Consider the following 23963-nt stretch of genomic DNA (forward strand, 5'->3'; position numbering starts at 1 on the left):
AGGACCGTTTTCTATGAATATTTTAATTATCGGTAATGGCGGACGCGAACATGCTTTAGCATGGAAAGTCGCGCAAGACCCACGTGTTGAAAAGGTTTTTATCGCGCCAGGCAACGCCGGTAGCGCCACTGAAGCCAAATGCGAAAACGTCGCCATTGATGTTTTGGCCATTGACCAGCTGGCTGATTTTGCTGAGCAAAATAGTGTTGCCCTGACCATTGTTGGCCCTGAAGCACCATTGGTGGCGGGTGTAGTGGATACATTCCGCAAACGCAATCTGGATATTTATGGCCCCACCGCTGCCGCAGCACAACTGGAAGGTTCGAAAGCCTTCACCAAAGACTTCTTTGCCCGCCATAATATTCCCACCAGCAACTACGCTAACTTTACAGAAGTGGAGCCCGCGCTGGCCTATATCCGTGAGCAAGGCGCACCCATTGTGGTTAAAGCCGACGGTTTGGCTGCTGGTAAAGGGGTGATCGTCGCCATGACGTTAGCAGAAGCAGAAGCAGCAGTGATTGACATGCTGTCTGACAATGCTTTCGGCGATGCCGGTTCGCGCGTGGTGATTGAAGAGTTTTTAGACGGTGAAGAAGCCAGCTTTATTGTCATGGTCGATGGCGAAAACGTCTTACCCATGGCTACTAGTCAAGACCACAAGCGGGTGGGTGACGGTGATACCGGTCCGAACACCGGTGGCATGGGTGCTTACTCCCCTGCGCCAGTGGTGACTGATGCAGTACACCAGCGCGTGCTCGATGAAATCATCTACCCAACCGTGCGCGGTATGGCCGCCGAAGGCAATGTCTATACTGGCTTCTTGTATGCCGGTTTGATGATCGATAAAGACGGCGCACCAAAAATCATTGAGTACAACTGCCGTTTTGGCGACCCAGAAACTCAGCCGATTTTATTGCGTTTAGAGTCCAGCTTAACTCTGCTGATTGAAGCTGCCTTAGCCAAGGCCCTTGATAAAGTAGAAGCCCAATGGGATCCACGCCCAAGCCTCGGCGTCGTTCTAGCCTCTGGCGGCTACCCAGCTGACGGCTATAGCGCGGGCCATGAGATTCATGGTTTAGATGCGGCGGCCAAGCTGGAGGGTAAAGTATTCCACGCGGGCAGTAGCCTCAAAGACGGCAAGATCATTAATACCGGTGGTCGCGTCCTCTGCGCCACGGCCATGGGTGATACCGTTGCCGAGGCGCAAGCCAACGCTTACCAGCTGGCTGAGAAAATCAGCTGGGACGGCTGCTTTTACCGTAAAGATATCGGCTACCGTGCCATAGCGCGTGAACAGCAAAAGTAACAGCACCACGCCTACTGCCCAGCACTGTTTAATTGCCGGCTGGGCAGCAATGGCACAACTCTGACGAGGCGTTGATTACGAACTATGCATCCTATCCGCCTTACCCTCACCTTGATTATTAGCTTGCTGATCGGCTCACTGTTTTTGCTGTTCAGCATCCCGCGTTATTACGCCCAAGTATTTTCGTTAGACGCGGCAGCAGTACTAAAAATATTCTCCCAGTACCCAGTCTCTGAGCCTGGGTTAAACAGTACACAACCGCTACTGATTGGCGTGCTGGTGGGCTGCAGCATCAGTATAGTTTTATATAACCTCATCCGTTTTTTATACACCGGCTACCGCAGCAACCTATCTTTTGGCCTGTCCCTCAGCTTCTTACTGTTGTTTTTATTTCTTTCCACTGAATTACTGACGGCACAAACGCCTTTTTTACTCAATTTAGACAGCGATTTTATTTATGTTTCGGTGATTCTCAGCATGTTGTTTTTACACAGCCTATGCCTGAGTTTAAACTTACCCTCAACCCTGTTTAACAAGCTTTCCAAACAACTGATTCGGCATATGGGTGTGCTGTGCTTAGGTGGCATCGCCTTACTTACCTTAAGCACCAGCTACGCGCATACCTTAACCTACTACTTGCTCATCACTTCCAGCGTTATGCTACTCGGCAGCAGCTTACGTCTATGGCACAGCGATTACCCGCCAGCACGGACGCTATTTATTGGCTTCAGTACTTTTTGCTTACCGCTCTTAGCCGCCTGGCCAGCCCTCAGCAATGAGTCGTTATTCTCTGCCGACAACGCCGTAGTGCTCACCCTTGCCAGCTTAGTGGTCAGCGCCATTATTATCAGCATCGGACTCAGTGAAGCGCACCGCCAGCAAATTAAAAAAAACACCCAAGTTTCTAACCTGCATGCGGCCGAGCAAGCAGAAAGTCGTGCTAAATCCGAACTGCTGGCGAAAATAAGCCATGAAATACGCACCCCCTTAAGCGGAGTTTTAGGGATGACCACGTTATTACTGGATACCCCCCTGTCCAGCAAGCAACGGGATTACGCTCAAACCATTCAAAGCTCTGGTAATGAACTACTCAGCTTAATTAATGAGATTCTCGACATCACCCGCCTAGAGTCCAAGCAAATTACCCTCTCGCACACGCCCTTTAATCTGGCGGGCTTACTCCAAGAATGCACCCAAGCATTTTCCAACAACGCCAGCGAACAAGGGGTTGAGTTAACTGTTTTTTTTCAGCCACAGATACCAGAAATTTTACTGGGCGACCCAGTACGCTTACGCCAAGTGCTCTTGAGTATTCTTAACAATGCTTTCAAGCGCACTGCCCAAGGCGAGATCACCCTCAGCGCTGCAGTAGAACAAGGTGCAGGGCAACCACAACTGCTGTTTAACTTACAAGATACAGGCACACCTTTAAGTGATGAAGAGCGCCATATTCTCAGCTCAGCACAGCTGCACAGCAAAGACCTGCTGAGCGCTTCTTTTATTGGCGGCAACCTTGGCATTATCATCGCACGGCAACTGATTAGCCTAATGGGCGGGGTGTTCAGTATTCAGTCCAGTGCCCATGGCTGCAGTTTTATTTTCAGTATTCCGCTACAAGCCCAACCCAGCCAAGCCGTCCATCTGGAAGCCGATTCAATCTTGCGTCAAAAGCATATTTTACTGATCGATAGCCATGCTCTGTCACAAAAAGTTTTAGCCCAGCAATGCTCTGAATGGGGCTTACGCGTCAGTACCAGTACCTCAGCAACAGACGCTGTCGCTTTACTGCGTAACAAAGCACTACAGGGACAACACTTTGCCGCCATTTTAATCAGTGAAACCATCCACAAACCCAGCGCCATCACTTTTGCAGTACGCATTAAAGCGGACCCTTTGCTCAAGGCCGATGCCAGCTTAATCATGCTCACCAGCAGCAGTAATACCGACCCCATTGCCACCCGCAACGCAGGTATCAGCCACGTTCTGATGAAGCCGGTCAGCGCTTCTACATTAAAGGCCACACTGATCAATGCGGTGCAAAACACATCCGCTAGTCTTAGCACACGCCCAGCACAAGCAAGCGCTAAGCATGTGCTGATTGCTGAAGACGATGCCATCTCAGTCAAAGTTATCAGCGGCTTACTGAGCAAACTCGGAGCGCGGTTTGATGTGGTTACTAACGGTCAGTTGGCTCTCGATAAACTGAGAAAAAATCACTACGACTTGGTGCTCATGGATTGTGAGATGCCGGTCATGGATGGCTTTACTGCTGCCCAACAACAACGCGCATATGAAGCAGCGCAAGGGCTGCCAGCAGTGACCATAATTGCCTTATCCGCCCATGTTCTCGACGAGCATCAGTTGCGCGCCAAACAATCTGGAATGGATGGCCATTTGGCCAAGCCCATAGAGCTGGGCAAGCTACAAGCCATCCTCGAAAAAAGCTGATCAAGCCACAGCTCTACTCCTCAGCCTGCTGGTGGTGCTGCAAATAGGCCACGGCTAAACCACTGCAACTGATAATCGCCACACCTAAAATGGCTAATGCATCGGGAATTTGTGCAAAGGCAAAGCAACCAACGATTCCAGCAAATATAATTTGCCCATAGCTAAAGGGCGCTAAAGTGGCTGCCGAAGAGTATTTTAAAGCCATGGTCAACAGCATATGTGCGGTCATGGCGAGAACCCCAAGCAGCAGCATAAACATTATATCCAGCGCAGGAACTGCCAAAGTGTATTCCCCAGGCAACAGCAACGTGAGCGCCAGCGTACCAAACAACCCCGATAAGAAATTACTGGTCACTGCATGGTCGGTACTGGCCAAGCGTCGCGTAATCAACTGATAAATAGCAAAGCAAAATGACGCGGTAAATGGCAAGAGGATCGCGGGCGTAAAGAGCTCACCACCCGGACGCACAATAAAGATAACCCCTAAAAAGCCAATACTGACCGCCCACCACTGCCCTGTGCTGACTTTCTCATGCAGCACTAGGGCTGAGAGCACTGTGACAATTAACGGCGCTAAAAACATCACAGCTGTTGCTTCTGCGAGGGGGATATAGCGCAGTCCACCAATAAACAACAGGCTAATGCTGAGTAAACTAATGGCCCGCACTAACTGCAGCCAAGGCCTTCGTGTGTGCAGGATAACCCAGCGCATTTTTGGAAAAAACAAGAAAACCATCACCACTGTCTGCACTAAATAGCGCAGCCAAATGACCATAATCAACGGGTAGATTTGGGTTAAATACTTAGAAACACCATCATGGGAGGCTAATAACAACCCCGCACACAGAACCAGTAAAACCCCATACAAGGGTCTTTGCGACGTACTCATAACACCTTCATCACCCAATTAGTTAGCAGGCTAACTATATAGTCAAAACCGTGCAAAGTCTTGTTTGCTCAATTCCCTTATAAAAAACAAGGTTTTGCCTAACCTTCTATTGATCCGCGTCAAAGCTAAACCAAACAAGCTGTTGCTATATAGAGAGACTATAAAAATAACACACAGGAATAATAACCATGCTTTTTATGCCTTGGAACGAACAACTTGAAGTTGGCATTGATGAAATTGATCAGCAGCACCGCTGGCTCGTCGACACCACCAATCAATTGCACGCCTTACTTAGCAGCGGTGAGCCGCAGCGGGATCAGGTTGGCACTATCCTTGAGCAATTAATGGAATACACCATGAATCACTTTATTGTCGAGGAAGAGATCTTTCTGCGCTTAGGCTATCCGGAAAGCGCAGCGCACAAAGCCCAGCACAATATTTTCTGTGAGCAGGTGATGGACTTACTGACCCGCCATGATCAGGGCGAAACTGTCGGCATCAACGCATTAAAACTACTGAAAAGCTGGTTAACCAACCATATTTTTAAAGTCGACAAGCAGTATGTGGCACATTTCCGCGCCCAAGGCATCGCCATTTAAAATATGTTTTATAGCGCTGTACCATTGCGCAGCGCTATTTTCTCAGTCACGGAGGGTGGTTTGCGTCCCGCTAAATAATGCCGACTAAAACGCGCAAACCACTGCTCCAACGCTTGTGCAGCGACAGTATCATCCGCCAAATGCAAGCACAATGCAGTCACCTCAGCAGTACACAAATGCTCTTCGCGAGTGGAACGGCGCAAGCGGTAGTGAGAAATGTCATCCGGATGCAAACTCAGCACTGGCAGCTCAGCTAGATAAGCAGACTTACGAAACATTTTCCGCGCTTCTGTCCAAGTACCGTCTAGCACCACAAACAATGGTCGTTTACCTGCTGCCCGCAACTCAGCATTGGGTACGCTATGCACTACCCGCTCAGCTGGCACATACTCTTCTGGAAAAACCACATAAGGTTGCCACTGCGGATCAGCCAGCAGCGCCAGAATGGCTGGATCCACTTCAGTGCGCGACCAAGTAAAGGCAAAAGTATCTGGCACTACATCAGCAATCAGCCAGCCGGTATTGGTTGGCTTCAAAGGTTCGGCATCGTACATCAATAAACAGACCGCGCTCTGCGCATCAACGTCTGGCTGCCAAGCACACATACAATACTCAAGGCTCACACGGCAGCGCTGGCAACGCACTAACAGTGCGCCACGGGCGATAAAAGGTCGTTTACTGCGCGCCAAGCGTTGCTCTCGCAAACGCGATACTGCGTGCGGCATAGTCCATACTCAGTAAAAAACCGCTAGTTTAACAGATTTTTCTGACGGCCTTAGCAAAGCCACTGACGGCAGGCAATGGCCCGCTACACGACCAATTAGGCTTGCTCTAAACGCATTGGCATTGATATAAATCAGCACTAGACTGTGTAGCACTGGCATAGTCCCGCCCTCTTCTGACAAGTGAGTGTATTATGCGTCGCGAACCTATTGTTTTATTTGATAACGGCAATCACCAATGCCTAATGTTTGATGATTTAGTCACTGGTGACGGCATTCAATCGAATCAGTTTTTAATTACTGATAATGGCCAATCTTTACTGCTCGATCCCGGCGGTGACTTAACCTATACACCGCTCTCGCTAGAGTTATCAAAACGCATCACTCTGCAAAATCTGACCTATATTTTCGCCTCACACCAAGACCCAGATATTATTGCGGCACTGGACAAGTGGCTACTACACACGAAAGCCAAAGTCATTACCTCAAAATTATGGGCACGTTTTTTACCGCACCTCACTGCCGGTTACTTAACCGTCAACCATGGTATTTCCACCAGCGAGCGTGTAATCGCGGTACCTGATGAGGGCGCTGTATTTACGCTTGGGCAAAGTAAGCTCAAAGTGATTCCGGCGCACTTTTTACATTCCGTGGGCAACTTCCAACTCTACGACCCCACCAGTAAAATTTTATTTTCTGGCGATATGGGCGCTTCGCTGCTGGATGACGCGCAACCTGTGGTCAGTTTCGCTGAGCATATTCCCTCCATGGAGGGTTTTCACCGCCGTTATATGGTGAGTAAAAAAGTCACCCACCTGTGGGCCAATATGGTCCGGCAGATGGATGTTGAAATGATTGTGCCACAGCACGGACGCCCATTTAAAGGCAAAGAAATGATCAACGCTTTTTTAAACTGGGTCGAAAGTTTTGATTGCGGTATTGATGTATTGGAACAGCAACATTACCGCGAGCCTAAATAAAGCAACTGTTCTGCGCGCCAGCACGGCATACATTGTCGCTTGCTTCAGGCTGGCACTGCAACAGCTACAGGTACAAACAACAACGCAGCCCTAAGGCTGCGCTGTGGTTTCACTAAGGTGATAGGGTTTGTTTATTTAAAGACAATCTCATCGTCTTCAACCTGTGCCTCAATGGTGTGACCTGGCTCAAACTCGCCAGCCAGAATCTGTTGCGCCAGCGGGTTTTCAATCCAGCGCTGAATGGCGCGCTTGAGTGGACGTGCCCCATAAACTGGGTCGTAACCTTCAGCCACCAGTTTCTCGAGAGCCTCAGCGGTTAACTCAAAGCTGAGTTCACGCTCGACTAAACGCTCACGTAAACGGCCCAACTGAATATCAGCAATACCAGCAATTTGCTCAGTACCCAGCGGCTCAAAGATCACCAGCTCATCAATACGGTTAATAAACTCAGGACGGAAGTGTGTACCCACCGCATCCATCACCGCCGCACGCTGTGCTTCACGATCGCCCATCAGCTCTTGAATTTGCGTTGAGCCTAAGTTCGAGGTCATCACTACCACGGTATTACGAAAATCCACCGTACGACCGTGGCTATCAGTTAAGCGACCGTCATCCAGCACCTGCAGTAAGACGTTAAACACATCTGGGTGAGCTTTTTCCACTTCATCCATCAGGACCACTGAATAGGGTTTGCGGCGTACCGCTTCGGTTAAATAACCGCCCTCTTCATAACCCACATAACCTGGGGGCGCACCAATTAAGCGTGCCACCGAGTGTTTCTCCATAAACTCGGACATATCAATGCGAATTAAGGCATCTTCAGTGTCAAACAAGAACTCTGCCAGCGCCTTACACAGCTCGGTTTTACCCACACCGGTTGGTCCTAAGAATAGGAAGGAACCACTGGGGCGGTCCGGATCGGACAAGCCGGCCCGTGAACGGCGTACCGCATTGGATACTGCTGTTACCGCTTCATTCTGGCCAATCACTCGGGTATGCAGCAGCTCTTCCATTTTCAGCAGCTTATCGCGCTCACCTTCAAGCATTTTCGAGACCGGAATCCCAGTCCACTTCGAGACCACATCGGCAATTTCTTCATCGGTAACCTTATTGCGCAACAGCTGATTTTCTACCTTGCTGTTTTGGTCAACCATTTCTAGGCTGCGCTCTAAATCGGGGATCACCCCATACTGTAATTCTGCAGTACGGTTGAGATCACCTTTGCGGCGCGCCAGCTCCATTTCCTGACGGGCTTGCTCGATCTTTTGCTGCAACTGTGCCGAACCCTGTACTTCCGACTTTTCCGACTTCCAGATTTCTTCTAAGTCAGCATACTCGCGCTCTAGCTCAGTAATTTCTTCTTTAAGCTTTTCTAAACGCTTCAAGGTGGCAGCATCGTCTTCTTTCTTCAGTGCTTCACGTTCAATTTTCAACTGAATCAAACGGCGCTCTAAACGGTCCAAGGCCTCTGGTTTAGAGTCAATTTCCATCCGAATCATACTGGCCGCTTCATCAATTAAGTCGATGGCCTTATCCGGCAGCTGGCGATCAGTAATGTAGCGGTGCGACAGCTTCGCCGCAGCGATAATCGCGCCATCGGTAATCGTCACCCCGTGGTGCACCTCGTAACGCTCTTTCAGGCCACGCAAGATAGCAATGGTGTCTTCTTCTGATGGCTCATCCACCTGTACTTTTTGGAAACGACGCTCTAAAGCAGCATCTTTTTCAATGTATTGGCGATACTCATCTAGGGTGGTCGCACCCACACAGTGCAATTCACCCCGTGCTAACGCAGGTTTAAGCATATTACCGGCATCCATCGCGCCTTCGCCTTTACCGGCCCCGACCATGGTATGCAGCTCATCAATAAATAAAATGATTTGGCCGTCTTGCTTGGCCACTTCATTGAGCAAGTCTTTCAGGCGCTCTTCAAACTCACCACGGTACTTAGCACCGGCAATCAGCGCCCCCATATCCAGCGAGAGCAGACGCTTGCTTTTTAAACCGTCCGGCACTTCGCCGTTGATAATGCGCTGAGCCAAACCCTCAGCAATGGCAGTTTTACCCACCCCTGGCTCACCAATTAAGACTGGGTTATTTTTGGTACGACGCTGTAATACTTGGATGGTGCGGCGGATTTCTTCATCACGACCAATCACCGGATCCAGCTTGCCATCTTCGGCACGCTTGGTTAAATCAATGGTGTACTTATCCAAAGCTTGGCGTGATTGCTCAGCATTGGGATCATCCACGCTGTCACCTCCGCGCAAGTTGTTGATAGCGTTTTCCAAGGACTGACGCGTAACACCCTGCGCCAATAGAATTTTACCCAAGGTGGTATTGGCATCCATGGCGGCTAACAACACCAGCTCACTGGAAATATACTGGTCGCCTTTTTGCTGCGATAAACGGTCGGCCTGATTGAGCAAACGTGCTAATTCTTGCGACATAGTCATATCGCCAGTGGGATTTTGCAGCTTGCCCAACTGGTCTAAAGCTTGATCCAACGCTGCGCGCAGACTTTTTAGATCAAAGCCCACCTGCATCAGCAAGGGCCGAATGGCACCGCCTTGTTGATCCAGCAGAGCCAAGATTAAATGCAGCGGCTCGATTGCTGCATTATCGTGGCCAATGGCCAATGATTGAGCATCGGACAGTGCCAGCTGTAGCTGACTGGTAAAACGATCAATACGCATAATAGCTATTCCTTATAGTCAATATGGTGAGTCGGTTTATCAACAACATACAACCTACACTCACTCTCATGCTTTATATAATGTGGCCAATTGAGCAAATTTCAAGCATTTGGCAATCACTTTCTGCGCCGTTTAAAAACAATACCAAAACCGTAAGTTTTTAAGTTAATCACGCAAGCCTAAAATACCCTTTAAAAATGTAGACCAGCAGGACACAACAGCACTATACATTAGTAGCAACCTGACTCACCAATAGCTCAGCCAGTCACCGAGAAACTCCGTAAGTCATTGTTTTAAAGCCTCTATTAATTAAGCCACACAACCCCATACCAAAGTCCAGTCTTCCGCTTTACTTGAAAAAATGGATAGTAGTAACTGAATATTTCTCGCCAATGAGAACTATCCATAATTCTAAATACAATAAGTGGAGAGCAGTTGTTATGACTGAATCTAAAGAAGAAAGAAACAAGGCGTATTGGGCTGCAAACTTGCGGCTTATCACAATCATCCTCTGTATCTGGGCCACCGTATCTTATGGTTTCGGAATACTACTGCGTCCCTACCTAATGAGCTTTACCGTTGGTGGAGCAGACTTAGGCTTTTGGTTTGCTCAGCAAGGTTCAATTTATACCTTTGTTTGTTTGATCTTTTTCTATGCTTGGAGAATGAACAAACTGGACAAAAAATTCGGCCTGGAGGAGTAAACCATGAGTCAATTTTGGGTCAATATGCTTTTTGTCGCCGGCTCCTTCGGTATCTATACTTGGATTGCAATTTGGGCACGTGCTAAATCCACTCGCGAGTTCTATATCGCTGGTGGTGAAGTGCACCCAGTGCTTAATGGTATGGCGACGGCGGCAGACTGGTTGTCGGCGGCATCCTTTATCTCGGTTGCCGGTTTGATTTCAGTCGGTTACGTCAACTCATCCTTTATTCTTGGTTGGACCGGTGGTTATGTACTGTTAGCCACTTTGCTGGCCCCTTACCTACGCCGCTTCGGTAAATACACGGTGCCCGATTTCGTTGGCTCACGTTACGACAGTAAGGCTGCACGCCTTGTTGCGGTAGTGTGCTTGCTGATGATTTCACTGACCTACGTAATTGGTCAGATGACCGGTGCTGGTGTGGCATTCTCACGCTTCTTAGAGGTGAGCAGTACCACAGGCTTAATTATCTCTGCAGTGGTGGTGTTCGCCTATGCGGTTTTAGGCGGCATGAAAGGGGTGACCTACACCCAAGTGGCCCAGTATGTGGTACTTATTCTGGCCTTCACTATTCCTGCGATCTACCTGTCTTTACAGATGACCGGGCACTTCTTACCGCAAGTGGGCTTTGTTAGCGAAATTGCTAACTCCGACCAGTACTTGCTGCACAAGCTCAATGAAGTAGTCAGTCAGCTTGGCTTCCACGACTACACTGCTGACGTGAAAAACAAATGGAATATGTTCCTCTTTACCTTAACCTTAATGGTGGGTACCGCAGGTTTACCACACGTTATCATTCGCTTCTTCACCGTACCGAAAATCTCTGACGCACGCTGGTCAGCAGGTTGGGCGTTGGTGTTTATTGCCTTGTTCTACACCACGGCACCACCACTGGCAGGCATGGCGCGTTTGAACTTGCTGGATGTGCTTTACCCAGAAGGCACACAAAACGAGCCAATAGCTTATGACGAGCGCCCTGAGTGGTTTAAAAAGTGGGAACACACCGGCTTGCTATCGTTTGATGACAAAAACCATGATGGCTACATTCAGTACTACAATGATAAAAACACCGAGTTTGATAACACTGTCGCCGCTGAGCGTGGCTGGAAAGGTAACGAACTGACAATCAACAATGATATTCTAGTTTTGGCCTTACCAGAAATTGATAATATGCCAGCCTGGATCATTGGCCTGATGGCTGCAGGGGGGATCGCGGCAGCACTGTCCACCGCCTCCGGCTTGCTCTTGGCAATTTCCTCGGCAGTGAGTCATGACTTAATTAAAAATACACTCTATCCAAACATCTCCGATAAAGCAGAAATGCTCGCGGCGCGAATATCCATGGTGGGGGCAATTACCATTGCTACTTGGCTGGGGATTAATCCGCCTGGGTTTGCTGCGCAAACGGTGGCGCTAGCGTTCGGGATGGCGGCTTCGTCCATCTTCCCGGCGCTGATTATGGGTATTTTCTTCAAGCGAATTAACGCTAAAGGAGCGGTTGCTGGGATGAGCGTTGGTGCTCTGTTCACCATTGGCTATATCTTTATGTACCTGGGTTGGTTCTTTATTCCAGGCACCAACAACTTCCCGAACACACCTGAGTTCTGGATCCTTGGCATCTCACCGCTATCAATCGGTTGTATTGGTGCGCTGATTAACTTCATCGTCGCTATCGCGGTATCCTATGCGACAGAAGAGCCTTCTGCAGAGATCCAAAAAATGGTGGAAAGTGTCCGTTATCCGTAACGCGTTGCTCTACACTCTGACTATGTAGCTTAGGCTACTTATCGCAAAGAGGGCTGTCTTTAGGCGGCCCTCTTTCACTTAAGAGTACTGTGTATGATTTGGCATTTACTTGCAGTTTTTATCATTGGTTTGTGCGTTGGCGCCTTTGCTTTTCTACTTAGAAAGCTCAGCCGCAACAGGCTACCCTCGTGGCTTGTGCCAGTTTGTGCTGGCTTAGGCATGCTCGGCTACTTAGCCTATTACGATTACACTTGGTTTGAATTTAAAAGCAGTCAATTGCCCGCTGAAACAGTGGTTATTGAGCAAGAGCGTAGCAATCATTTTTTCCGCCCATGGAGCTATGTGCTACCGGCGGTTTCTTCTTTCGCTGTCATAGATAACAAGGTGAGAAAAAGCCAGCAACAAGGCGAAACACTGGTGGAATATATCCGTTATGAGTTTATTAACGACTACACCGAGCGCTTAGAGACCCAGCCCTATGTGCTTAACTGTGCAACAGCGCAGCAACTGGCTATCCCCCAGAGCGATAGCACTAGCAGCATTCAAGTAGAATCTATTGCTCGAGACAGCCTGCTCTACAAGCAACTGTGTCATTAATATCAAAGTATTATCCGCGGCAACTGAGCAACTCCAGTTAGAGGCTCAAGCGTCCTGCTCGGGACTTAGCCGCCGACAAATTATGCGCCAGCAAAGTTTGCTGGTGATGGGCGTGGCAAAGGGCAATGGCTAGCGCATCTGAAGCATCAATTTGTGGTTTCTTGGTCAGCTTCAGGAGGTGCATAACCATCATTTGCACCTGTTCTTTAGCTGCTCGACCGCTGCCTACAATGGCTGATTTCACCTGCGTAGCACTGTATTCAGACACCCCAAGCCCTGCTTGAGTACCGGCCACAATTGCCACGCCACGGGCCTGCCCTAATTTAAGCGCAGAGTCCGCATTACGCGCCATAAACACCTGCTCAATGCCCATAGTATCGGGCTGATAGGTTTGAATAATTTCACTGACCCCAGCAAACACCGCATTTAAGCGCTCAGCCAGCTCACCTGTGCCGGTGCGAATACAACCAGAGGCCACGTACTCACAGACTCGGCCATTGTCACGAATAAGGCCGTAACCGGTAATTCGCGAGCCTGGGTCTATGCCCAAAATAAGAGTCATTGCAATGATCCTTGCTTATTGTGCTGACCCCGGCAAGGTAACAACGCCTAAAGCCAACAGATAAAAAAACCCCTGGGCTTGCCAAGCAAACAACCAGAGGTTTATCGGTGCAGCACTGCTGTTTAAAGCTTACAGCTGCTCCATAATCTCATCTGAAATTTCCGCATTGGAATAGACGTTCTGTACATCGTCTAAATCTTCTAAGACATCAATCAAACGCATGACTTTTTCTGCACCGTCTAAATCCAGCTCAGTGGTCATGGTTGGAATCATGGTGACCTCGGCCTGCTCCGCGGCAAAACCTGCTGCGGTTAAAGCTTCACTGACGCTGATAAAATCAGCAAAAGTGGTCAACACCTCCACCGAACCGTCATCCTGTGTTTCGATATCCTCAGCGCCAGCTTCTAAGGCTGCATCCATCAAAGCTTCTTCATCCACTCCCGGCGCATACAAAATCTGGCCTTTGCGCTCAAACAAGTATGCTACAGAACCATCAGTACCGAGGTTGCCGCCATACTTGTTAAAGGCGTGACGAATTTCAGCGGCAGTACGGTTACGGTTATCGGTCATTGCTTCAACAAAGACGGCCACACCATTGGGTGCATAACCTTCGTACACCAACTCTTCAACGTTATCACCATCATTGGAGCCAACCCCACGGGCAATGGCGCGATCAATGGTATCGCGGGTCATGTTGGCGCCAAGCGCTTTATCCACGGCCAAACGCAAACGCGGGTTATCGGCAACAACACCGCCGCCCTGCTTGGCAGCAACGGTCAACTCGCGAATTAACTTGGTGAAAATTTTGCCGCGCTTATTATCTTGACGCTCTTTGCGGTGCTTGATGTTTGCCCACTTGGAATGCCCAGCCATAACAACTCCCGTTTCTATGTCTTTACTGTGGTAACTAGCAACTGCGGTGTGTAGATTTTACAGCGCTGCTCTGCAACGCTGTAAACACGGCAGCCTTCCTCTATTTTTATTCAGCCTTCGGCTGCTCACGCAAGCGGATATGTAAATCACGCAGCGCCGTATTATCAACAGTGCCCGGTGCTTGCGTCATCACACAGGCAGCGCTTTGCGTTTTCGGGAAAGCAATGACTTCGCGAATGGATTGTGCACCGGTCATCAGCATCACTAAACGGTCTAATCCAAAGGCCAAACCGCCGTGTGGTGGCGCACCGTACTTGAGTGCATCGAGCAAGAAGCCAAACTTCTCTTGCTGTTCAGCCTCATCAATACCAAGAATTTCAAATACAGTTTGCTGCATGCTGCGATCATGAATACGGATCGAACCACCGCCCAACTCTGTACCGTTAAGCACCATATCATAGGCTCTGGACAGCGCAGTGCCTGGGTTGGCACGCAGTTCTTCAGCTGAGCACTTGGGTGCTGTAAACGGGTGGTGGATCGCAGTGAGCGAGCCATCCTCGTTATTTTCAAACATGGGGAAATCAACCACCCACAGCGGTGCCCACTCGCAGGTCAGTAAGTCTAAGTCATGGCCTAAACGAATCCGTAACGCGCCTAAAGCATCGCTAACAATCTGTGCTTTATCCGCGCCAAAGAAGACGATATCGCCATCCACTGCACCAACACGATCCAGAATCGTATTGAGGTTCTCTTCTGGAATAAATTTAACAATCGGTGACTGTAAACCTTCCGCACCTTTAGCGCGCTCATTGACTTTGATGTACGCCAAACCACGTGCGCCGTAGTTGCTCACATACTTGGTGTACTCATCAATTTTACCCCGTGGCATGCTGCCCTGACCGGGTACACGCAACGCAGCGACACGACCTTTAGGATCATTGGCAGGACCACTAAACACTTTAAAATCAACTTCGGTGAGCTGATCTGCGATATCCACGAGCTCCAGCGGAATGCGCAAGTCGGGCTTATCGGAACCGAAGCGACGCATCGCTTCTTCATACGGCATATGTGGGAACTCAGCGAACTCCACATCCAGCACATCTTTAAACAACTGACGCACCATGGTTTCAGTGACGGACATAATGTCCGCCTCATCCATAAAGCTGGTTTCGATGTCAATCTGGGTAAACTCTGGCTGACGGTCCGCACGCAAGTCCTCATCACGGAAGCACTTAGCGATTTGGTAGTAACGGTCAACCCCAGCCACCATCAATAACTGCTTAAACAGCTGCGGTGATTGCGGCAATGCAAAAAAACTACCGGGATGAGTACGGCTGGGCACTAAATAGTCCCGCGCACCTTCTGGTGTAGCACGGGTTAAAATTGGCGTTTCCACGTCCAAGAAGCCATTGTCATCTAAATAGCGACGAATGCTGGTGGTGACCCGTGAACGCAGTTTTAACTTAGCGGCCATTTCTGGACGGCGCAGGTCAATAAAGCGGTAGCGCAAGCGCGTTTCTTCACCCACATCCGAATGCTCATGCAAGGGGAAAGGTGTGGTTTCCGCTTGGTTTAACACTTCTAAATCGCTGGCAATCACTTCAATAGCGCCGCTGGGCATATTGGGATTGACTGCGCCATCTGGGCGCGGATTGACCACACCGGTAACTTTGACTACATATTCGCTACGCACACGGTCAGCGGTGGCAAACACTGCGGCTTGTTCAGGATTAAAAACCACTTGAGCAAGGCCTTCACGATCACGGATATCAAGGAAAATAACTCCACCGTGGTCACGACGACGGTGTACCCAACCGCAAAGAGTAACGGTTTGCCCGTTAAGGGATTCGTTTAAGTGTCCGCAATAGTGGCTGCGCATCATGATGGTGTTCGCTTCCTAGAAAATGTGAAATAACCGACACCCGACTTACCCCAGCGCTCAAGTCAAACAGCACTGCCGCGCAGGTATCGCGAAAACCCTGATTATATAGCCTAACAGCGCTGACGGCTATGTTCTGTCAAAGCACAACGCCACACGGCCAAAAATAAGCCTGACCTTTGCTAATCTGAGTCAACTTTTCAGCACTGCTAGCAGAGCGATGTGCGCTAATTCACGCTCTAGAACCCGGTAGCGACTTTAGTTGTTTGAGTCATGGCGGTGTTTGCTGTTTAATAAGCAAATAGTGGTTGTGGTTTTTATCCACAGCTACTTGGACACGACAGCAGCACTGCTCCATTTGAGTGTTGTACTTGTAGTCGGTCTTCTTATTTATTGTGATTCTTATCAAGGTGAGTCCATTGCGTATGTTAAAAATTATCCACTTAATCGTCGGTGCTAGCGCCCTCCTCCTTTCGCTTGCTCTGGCGAATTCCAACTCAGAAGCAGCGTTATTACTGAGTTCTTTTGCTGCCGCCAACTTATTAATCGCCCCCATTTTACCCACTTGGGCGCGTGGTGGTCGTCGTCAGTTACAAGGTTTAGTCTCAGCTTTAATCGTTTTAGCCACTGCTATGCAAGCCGTTTTCATGCTGGTGGGCGACGGACAAGTAGCTAACCAAAGCTTAAGCTTATTTACCCTCATTGCGGCTGTGGTACTTCATTTAGCTTTGAACCTGCGCAAAGTGAGCACCAAAAGTGCGCCTCTGTCGCAAGATCTCAGCGACCGCGAAACGGGAACGGTTAAATGGTTTAACACCTCAAAAGGTTTTGGCTTTATTTCCCGCGATTCTGGTGATGATATTTTTGTCCATTTCCGCGCCATTCGTGGTGAAGGCCACCGCGTCTTAGTGGAAGGTCAACGGGTTGAGTTTACCGTGATGGATCGTGAAAAAGGTTTACAGGCAGAAGATGTGATTGCTGCTCTACCTGATGAGCGCAGCTAAGTCGGTACTCAGTAAAAAGAAGGTCTGCATATGCAGGCCTTTTTTTATCCCCAGAGATGAGTCTTAACCCTAGAGTGAAGCGTCTTTCTGGGCAGAGCTGCAGCAGCAACAGGCAAAAAAATACCCGCACTAACGCGGGTATTTCTCGCAACGCAATTGCATCAGCCTATTACGGGTATAAACCACGCAACTCGCGGGTTTCTAGAATACGCGTGCAGGCAGTAATAAAGGCCGCAGTCCGTAGGGATACTTCATGCTCTGCTGCTGTTGCAGTCAGGGCGTGATACGCATCCAGCATGATCTTTTCTAGACGCTCATTAATTTCTTCCACAGTCCAGTAGAAGCTTGATGAGTTCTGTACCCACTCAAAGTAGCTGACAGTCACACCACCGGCATTGGCCAATACATCTGGCACAATCACAATACCTTTAGCAGTCATAATATCATCCGCTTCAGGTGTGGTTGGACCATTGGCACCCTCAACAATAATACGAGCCTGCACAGTGTCGGCATTGTGCTTAGTGATCTGTCCTTCTAAAGCAGCAGGAATCAGAATATCTGTTTCGATGGCCCAGAACTCATCCGCCGCAATGGCTGTAGTATTGGCTGCGCCACCCACACCACCGGTTTGCTTAACATGGGTCAGCAAGGCTTCCACATCCAAACCGTTAGGATCTGCGATGGTGCCGGTGTGGTCTTGTACTGCAACAATTTTCGCGCCCACTTCCGAGAAGAGTCGAGCTGCCGTACCGCCCACATTACCAAAACCCTGAATACTGACTCGTGCACCAGTTAAGTTAATGCCTGCATCTTTAGCGGCTGCCACACCAACAATAAATACACCGCGGCCAGTTGCTTCAACACGACCTAAGCTGCCACCTAAAGGAATTGGCTTTCCGGTGACAATGCCAGGCTGCGTGGTCCCAGCATGCATTGAATAGGTATCCATCATCCACGCCATAGTTTGCGCGTTGGTGTTGACGTCAGGGCCTGGAATGTCTTTATTGACGCCAATAATCGAACTGATTTCATTGGTGTAACGACGGGTGATGCGCTCAACTTCGCCCGCAGAGTACTTGCGCGGATCAACTCGGATCCCGCCTTTAGCGCCGCCAAATGGCAGCCCAACTACGGCAGTTTTAACTGACATCCACGCCGATAAAGCCATGACTTCAGATAGAGTCACGTCCTGGTGGTAGCGTACGCCACCTTTACCTGGGCCACGGTTGAGGCTGTGCTGCACACGGTAACCTTCAAAGTGGGCAATGCTGCCATCATCTAAACGCACTGGCACATCAACGATTAAGCTGCGCTCTGGGTGCTTTAAAGTATCGAGCCACTTTCCTAAGTCACCTAAATACGGGGCAACTCGATCGACCTGCTCGAGGAAAATAGCCCAAGGGCCTGGGTTCTCAGAATCTAAATACGAAGGCAAATTTTGGGTTATTGTTTTTGGCATGGTTAAAACCTTGGTCATTAAAAGTGTAAGCCGCAAGCTAAATTGTGGCCGCGCAAAACGGTGCATTTTAACGGATTACAACGCGACTGACTCGTCACAAAGAACTATTTTTTCAAAATAGCGGGCATAAAATGACAAAAAAAGCCCTGTAAGCCCCATTATAATTGGACATGGTTGGCTATTTAAATATTCGCAAAAAAACCACGCAAATGCCTAATCCGCTGTAATTAATGCCTCTTCTGAGCTGTTTTATGCCCAATTAACAGGCTAGTATCGCCTTATCAACACAGAAAAATCCGCTTTTAATGCCTATAAACCACTACAAAAAACAGGGTTTTTGCAATGTCTACTTATGATGTTTTTCCTTATCTAAACTTACTTCACGAACAAGGCGGTTCGGATATGTATTTTAGTGTAGGCGCTATTCCCCAAGTTAAGGTAGAGGGCATCTCGCGCACCATTGGTAAACAAGCCTTGCCACCGTCATCGGTGCAAACCATGGCCTATCAACTGATGACACAAAAACAAATTGCTGATTTTGAACGTGATCTAGAAATGAACTTAGCCGTTGGAGTACAAGGCTCGGGACGCTTTCGGGTGAACGTGTTTTATCAGCGTGGCGAAGTATCCATGGTGGTGCGGCATATTAAAAATACTATTCCAGATTTTAGTGCACTGGGCTTGCCTATTATGCTGGAGCGTTTAGCCATGCTCAGTCGCGGCCTTATTCTCGTGACTGGCGCTGCTGGCTCAGGCAAATCAACCACCTTGGCAGCCATGCTGGACTACCGCAACACCCATGCTGGCGGCCATATTTTATGCATTGAAGACCCCATTGAGTTTCTGCACACGCATAAACAATCTGTAGTCAATCAACGGGAAGTAGGCTTAGACACCCACAGCTTTGCCTCTGCCTTACATAACGCCTTACGGGAGGCGCCGGATGTAATTATGATCGGTGAGATTCGCGATTTGGACACCATGCAACATGCCCTGCACTACTCAGAAACTGGGCACTTATGCATTGCCACCTTGCACGCCACCAGCACCAGTCATGCTTTAGAGCGCATTGCCCGTTTTTTTCCAGAAGACGCCCGCCGTCAGGTCTTAGCCGATGTCTCTCAAAACTTAGTGGCTATTATTGGCCAGCGCTTAATTCCCGGCATTGAGCAAAAACGCGTGGCCGCAATCGAGCTGATGCTCGGCACCCCGTATATCAAAGATTTAATTCAGCGCGATCAATTAGACGAACTCAAAAGCGCCATTGCCCGCTCGCAGGAACAAGGCTTGCAGACCTTTGATCAAGAGTTATTTAAGCTCTTTAGTACAGGGCGTATCAGTCTCGAAGAAGCCTTGAAGTTTGCTGACTCGCGCACTGACCTAACCTTAAAAATCAAACTAGACCGTGGCTTTAATGACGAGGTATCTGATACCTTGGGCATCACATAGGTCGCTTTGTGACTTTAAGCAACAAAGCCAGTCATGCTATCTACAAGAACAATCCAAGCGGAGCATTTAATGAACGATTCTCAACAGTTGTTTCAGCCCTTTGAACTGGGTGCTTTAACCATTCCAACCCGTATTGTCATGGCCCCCATGACCCGTACCTTTTCACCGGGCGGTGTCCCCAATGCAAAAGTGGTTGAGTATTATCGCAAGCGCGCAGCGGCTGGCGTGGGCTTAATCATTACCGAGGGCACCACAGTCAATCACTGCGCCTCCAATGGCTACCCGAATGTGCCACGCTTTTATGGCGAAGATGCATTAAATGGCTGGAAACAAGTGGTTGATGCTGTGCATGGCGCCGGCGGAACCATCATGCCGCAACTCTGGCACGTGGGAAATGTGCGTCGCCTCGGTACTGAACCCGATGGCACCGTCCCCGGTTACGGCCCCATGGAAAAATTCAAAGACAGTAAGAAGATTGTCCATGGCATGACGCAAAGCGACATTGATGAAGTGGTTGCAGCGTTTGCCCAGGCAGCCAAAGACGCTAAAGAAATTGGCATGGACGGCGTAGAGATTCACGGTGCCCATGGTTACCTCATTGACCAGTTCTTCTGGGAAGGCAGCAATCAGCGTACTGATAATTACGGTGGCAGCATGGCCAATCGCGGCCGCTTTGCTGTAGAAATTATCCAAGCCGTTCGTGCTGCCGTGGGACCTGAATTTCCTATTGTATTTCGATTCTCACAGTGGAAGCAGCAAGATTACACCGCACGCTTGGCACAGAATCCTGATGAATTAAAAGAGTTTCTACAACCTTTAGTGGATGCTGGCGTGGATATTTTCCACTGCTCCACTCGCCGCTTCTGGGAGCCTGAGTTTGCTGGTTCTGAACTCAATCTAGCTGGCTGGACACGTAAACTGACCGGCAAGCCCACCATTACTGTTGGCAGTGTTGGTTTAGATGGTAGCGAATTCACTAGCTTTATGACCAACACCACTGAAATTGCTCAGCCGGCCAGTCTCGATGGCTTACTAAGCCGCTTTGCGGCACAAGAGTTTGACTTGGTGGCAGTGGGTCGTGCGTTACTGGTAGACCCTGATTGGGCCGCTAAAGTGCGCGACGGCAAGCAAGAAGACATCCTACCCTTTAGTCGCAGTGCCTTAGGCAGCCTTTCTTAAGGTCTAAGTAAACTGCTTTGGCTGTGCGTCACTGACTACGCACAGCCCAACACTTCAATACAGATAGCAAAATTACTCGTCAGCCCCTTCCCGGTCACGGTAACCCAGCAAGTACAGAATGCCGTCTAAACCTAAGGTTGAAATTGCTTGGCGCGCTGATTTTTTCACCATCGGTTTGGCCCGAAAAGCCACACCTAATCCGGCTAAGCCCAGCATCGGCAAATCATTTGCACCATCACCCACAGCTATAGTTTGCTCTAAGCGGAGTCCTTCTTGCGCGGTCAATTCACGAAGCAAGTCTGCTTTACGCTGCGCATCCACAATAGGCTCAATGGCTCGGCCAGTGAGCTTGCCATCCACAATTTCCAGCTCGTTAGCATACACATAATCAATGCCTAAACGCTCTTGCAACTGCTTAGCAAAGTACGTGAAGCCGCCAGATAAGATAGCTGTTTTGTAACCTAAGCGTTTCAACTCAGCAAACAGCATTTCAGCACCTTCGGTCAGACGTAGCGATGCACCAATATCTTCCAGCACATCTTCTGACAAGCCGGCCAGCAGCGCTAAGCGCTCTTTAAAGCTTTCTTTAAAATCCAATTCGCCTTGCATGGCTCGTTCAGTAATTGCCGCCACTTGCTCACCAACGCCTGCTGCTTTAGCCAGCTCGTCAATGACTTCAGCCTCAATCAGAGTGGAGTCCATATCAAACACCGCGAGGCGGCGATTGCGACGAAAGACTGTATCGCGCTGGAAGGCAATGTCTACATTCAGCTCTTGCGCAACACTTAAGAAGTCTGCACGTAAAGCAGCAGCATCCGCTGGCTCACCACGCACGGAAAACTCTATACAGCCCTTGCCTTGGCTTTCTGGGGTATCCAACGGCATGCGACCTGACAAGCGATCAATGTGATCAATATTTAAGCCATACTGCGCGGTAATCGCGCTAACCCGCTGTATTTGCTCAGCTGTCACTCGCCGTGTCAGCAACGTCACTATGTAGCGTGTTTTACCTTGGCCAGCCACCCACTGCTGGTAGTCTTCTTCTGATACAGGGGTAAAACGCACCTGTTGATTGAGCTTATAACCAGTAAAGAGCACATCTTTGAGTACCGCTGAGGCATGTTCCGTGCTGGGTATCTCAACCAAAATCCCAAAAGACAGGGTGTTATGAATAACCGCTTGGCCAATATCTAAAATATTCACACCACTGTGCGACAACACGCCCATAATGGCGGCGGTTAACCCCGGACGGTCTTCACCTGTGATGTTAATCAGGACAATTTCGCGCACGGTGCTTTCTCCGCAGATAAAAAAGAGTCATTCTAGCCATTTAATCGCGCCACTGGCAGTCCTTTTGCTTGTTCTATGTTTTACGCCCGTTATACTTTACTGATCTGTAGTTGCTAATGGCCACTTACAGCTGTTTTTCTTGCGTATCATTTCTGCTCATCTGCGTCTTTATTTTGGAAAATCTTGTCTATGTCGCATGCTTCTGCACAACCTCGAGGCGCCAGTATCACTTCACGTATCACCGGCTCTGTCTTACTCACTATTAGCATCTGCCTGTTGACCTTCGCTTGGGTCATGCATACCCAGCTGCAATGGTCGGTGCAACAGCAAGCCAATGCTTTAGCGCAAACCTTGCTGCAGCAAACCCGCAGCGCAACGGAAAGTGCGTTATCCGCTGATGACACTTTAAGTGTGGCAGTGCTGCTACGCGAGCTGGTCGAAAACCCCTATGTATCCCACGCAGCGTTATACAGCGTAGATAACCGCATTATTGCTGAAGCCGGCAAACGTCCGAAAGCCACCCGCAGCAGCGGTTTTTATTCTCAGCAGCTGACGTTTCAAGATGTGGTGGTTGGCTCCTTGCACCTGCATATTGATACCCGCAAGCTGCAAGAACCCCTTACCACCAGCCTGCAAACCATGGCTGTGCTGGGGGTAATTCTTTTGATTCTGGCGGCGTTTATTGCAGTCCACCTAGGCCGCTCAGTTGCCCGCCCCTTACAAAGCTTAAGTAATTGGCTGATTAACCCAGCACCACCGGCACCGCACATTAAACGCGGCGATGAGATTGGTTTATTGGCGCGCCAACTCAACCAGTATTTTCTGCAAGACACACAAAATGCGCAGATCCCCACTTTAGAAGACACCCAAGACATAGCACCAGTAGCGACCAATCTCAGCTCCAAACCAGCCACTGCACTCGATCAGGTTGACCGCAACGCGGCAGAAAACCTGACGCCGCCACTGCTGCGCGCAACACCTGCGCCAACACACAATGCAGTTTTAGCAGTCGAGCTCGGTAGCATGGAGCAATTACGCCAACTCCCCCACGAGCGCTTAGCCGAGCTATTGAAGAAGTACCATAATGTTCTGGAGCAATCAGCCAGTCTCTACCATGGCCGCCTGCATACGTTAGCCGATGGCCGCAGCCTCATTGTGTTTAGCTCTGAGCAACCAGACTATCAGCGCAATGCCATGTGTTGCGGGGAGTTACTGCGCGCCTTTGGTCATGCTTTGCAACTGGAAGTGGCGGATAGCGACATTACCTTGCAAGTGCAACTGGGGCTCAGCGCAGGACCTGCAGCCAGTAATGCCTCTCTCGGTGAGCTACTGCTCAGTGACAGCGCACAAACGGCACTGACTCTCAGTCAGCACAGCCGCAACTTACTGCTGTTAAGCAGTGATCTGGCGCAAGACAGCAGCATCAGCACTTATGCGCGAATTCGCCCAGTAGCAAAACCTGAGCACGCCAGTTGCTTAGAGTCGATGCTAAGCCCTTACCCAGCCATGCTGCAAGAACAGCTGCATAACTTACAAGAGCAATATTCAGACTAAAGGCAGCGCCGCAGTGACCAAGCTCTG

19 protein-coding genes are annotated in these 23963 nt (G+C 49.4%); 11 read left to right on the forward strand and 8 right to left on the reverse strand.

All coding sequences use genetic code 11. The features are described from left to right. Positions 1-13: 13 nt before the first annotated feature. Both purD and O6P33_RS12605 read left to right on the forward strand, forming a co-directional pair. On the forward strand, positions 14-1306 hold the full coding sequence (purD, locus tag O6P33_RS12600) for a phosphoribosylamine--glycine ligase (protein WP_269818114.1): 1293 nt from the start codon (positions 14-16) through the stop codon (positions 1304-1306). Positions 1307-1390: 84 nt separating this feature from the next. Further along, positions 1391-3754 carry a response regulator gene (locus O6P33_RS12605; protein WP_269818115.1) on the forward strand — a complete coding sequence of 788 codons (2364 nt, stop codon included), beginning with the start codon at positions 1391-1393 and terminating at the stop codon, positions 3752-3754. Between the two features lie 13 nt (positions 3755-3767). On the opposite strand, the gene O6P33_RS12610 is transcribed toward O6P33_RS12605, so the two are convergent. Next, positions 3768-4643, reverse strand: coding sequence for a DMT family transporter (locus O6P33_RS12610; RefSeq protein ID WP_269818116.1), 876 nt, complete (start codon positions 4641-4643; stop codon positions 3768-3770). A gap of 188 nt (positions 4644-4831) precedes the next feature. Between O6P33_RS12610 and O6P33_RS12615 the strand changes: the two genes are divergently transcribed. After that, positions 4832-5242, forward strand: coding sequence for a bacteriohemerythrin (locus O6P33_RS12615; protein WP_269818117.1), 411 nt, complete (start codon positions 4832-4834; stop codon positions 5240-5242). A gap of 8 nt (positions 5243-5250) precedes the next feature. On the opposite strand, the gene O6P33_RS12620 is transcribed toward O6P33_RS12615, so the two are convergent. Further along, positions 5251-5967, reverse strand: a complete 717-nt coding sequence (locus tag O6P33_RS12620; protein WP_269818118.1) for a tRNA-uridine aminocarboxypropyltransferase — start codon at positions 5965-5967, stop codon at positions 5251-5253. A 191-nt stretch (positions 5968-6158) separates the two neighbouring features. Between O6P33_RS12620 and O6P33_RS12625 the strand changes: the two genes are divergently transcribed. Next, entirely contained in the window at positions 6159-6944 is a 786-nt protein-coding gene (locus tag O6P33_RS12625) for an MBL fold metallo-hydrolase (RefSeq protein WP_269818119.1), read from the forward strand. 131 nt (positions 6945-7075) lie between these two features. Here O6P33_RS12625 and clpB read toward each other — a convergent pair whose 3' ends face one another. After that, the gene (clpB, locus tag O6P33_RS12630) at positions 7076-9640 is read right to left on the reverse strand and encodes an ATP-dependent chaperone ClpB (protein ID WP_269818120.1); all 2565 of its coding nucleotides are present in this window, start codon (positions 9638-9640) and stop codon (positions 7076-7078) included. 440 nt (positions 9641-10080) lie between these two features. On the opposite strand from clpB, the gene O6P33_RS12635 reads away from it, so the two are divergent. From O6P33_RS12635 to O6P33_RS12645, 3 genes are all read left to right on the forward strand, one after another. Next, positions 10081-10344, forward strand: coding sequence for a DUF4212 domain-containing protein (locus O6P33_RS12635; protein WP_269818121.1), 264 nt, complete (start codon positions 10081-10083; stop codon positions 10342-10344). A gap of 3 nt (positions 10345-10347) precedes the next feature. Further along, entirely contained in the window at positions 10348-12090 is a 1743-nt protein-coding gene (locus O6P33_RS12640) for a sodium:solute symporter family protein (RefSeq protein WP_269818122.1), read from the forward strand. Between the two features lie 93 nt (positions 12091-12183). Further along, entirely contained in the window at positions 12184-12687 is a 504-nt protein-coding gene (locus O6P33_RS12645) for a hypothetical protein (protein WP_269818123.1), read from the forward strand. 37 nt (positions 12688-12724) lie between these two features. On the opposite strand, the gene ruvC is transcribed toward O6P33_RS12645, so the two are convergent. The 3 genes from ruvC to aspS form a co-directional block, all read right to left on the reverse strand. Beyond that, entirely contained in the window at positions 12725-13249 is a 525-nt protein-coding gene (ruvC, locus tag O6P33_RS12650) for a crossover junction endodeoxyribonuclease RuvC (protein ID WP_269818124.1), read from the reverse strand. Positions 13250-13378: 129 nt separating this feature from the next. Further along, positions 13379-14122, reverse strand: a complete 744-nt coding sequence (locus O6P33_RS12655) for a YebC/PmpR family DNA-binding transcriptional regulator (protein ID WP_269818125.1) — start codon at positions 14120-14122, stop codon at positions 13379-13381. Between the two features lie 106 nt (positions 14123-14228). Further along, entirely contained in the window at positions 14229-16004 is a 1776-nt protein-coding gene (gene aspS, locus O6P33_RS12660) for an aspartate--tRNA ligase (RefSeq protein WP_269818126.1), read from the reverse strand. A gap of 422 nt (positions 16005-16426) precedes the next feature. Between aspS and O6P33_RS12665 the strand changes: the two genes are divergently transcribed. Beyond that, positions 16427-17005, forward strand: a complete 579-nt coding sequence (locus tag O6P33_RS12665) for a cold-shock protein (RefSeq protein ID WP_269819539.1) — start codon at positions 16427-16429, stop codon at positions 17003-17005. 169 nt (positions 17006-17174) lie between these two features. Here O6P33_RS12665 and O6P33_RS12670 read toward each other — a convergent pair whose 3' ends face one another. After that, positions 17175-18464, reverse strand: a complete 1290-nt coding sequence (locus tag O6P33_RS12670) for a Glu/Leu/Phe/Val family dehydrogenase (protein ID WP_269818127.1) — start codon at positions 18462-18464, stop codon at positions 17175-17177. A gap of 342 nt (positions 18465-18806) precedes the next feature. On the opposite strand from O6P33_RS12670, the gene O6P33_RS12675 reads away from it, so the two are divergent. Beyond that, positions 18807-19913 carry a PilT/PilU family type 4a pilus ATPase gene (locus O6P33_RS12675; RefSeq protein WP_269818128.1) on the forward strand — a complete coding sequence of 369 codons (1107 nt, stop codon included), beginning with the start codon at positions 18807-18809 and terminating at the stop codon, positions 19911-19913. Between the two features lie 69 nt (positions 19914-19982). Then, positions 19983-21092 (forward strand): NADH:flavin oxidoreductase, encoded by a 1110-nt coding sequence (locus O6P33_RS12680; protein WP_269818129.1) that lies wholly within the window; start codon positions 19983-19985, stop codon positions 21090-21092. A gap of 72 nt (positions 21093-21164) precedes the next feature. On the opposite strand, the gene serB is transcribed toward O6P33_RS12680, so the two are convergent. Next, positions 21165-22382, reverse strand: a complete 1218-nt coding sequence (gene serB / locus O6P33_RS12685) for a phosphoserine phosphatase SerB (protein WP_269818130.1) — start codon at positions 22380-22382, stop codon at positions 21165-21167. A gap of 189 nt (positions 22383-22571) precedes the next feature. Here serB and O6P33_RS12690 point away from each other — a divergent pair, with 189 nt between their 5' ends. Then, positions 22572-23936, forward strand: coding sequence for a histidine kinase (locus O6P33_RS12690; RefSeq protein WP_269818131.1), 1365 nt, complete (start codon positions 22572-22574; stop codon positions 23934-23936). The last annotated feature ends 27 nt before the right edge of the window (positions 23937-23963 follow it).

The organism is Denitrificimonas caeni (genome assembly GCF_027498055.1).
Taxonomy (GTDB): domain Bacteria; phylum Pseudomonadota; class Gammaproteobacteria; order Pseudomonadales; family Pseudomonadaceae; genus Denitrificimonas.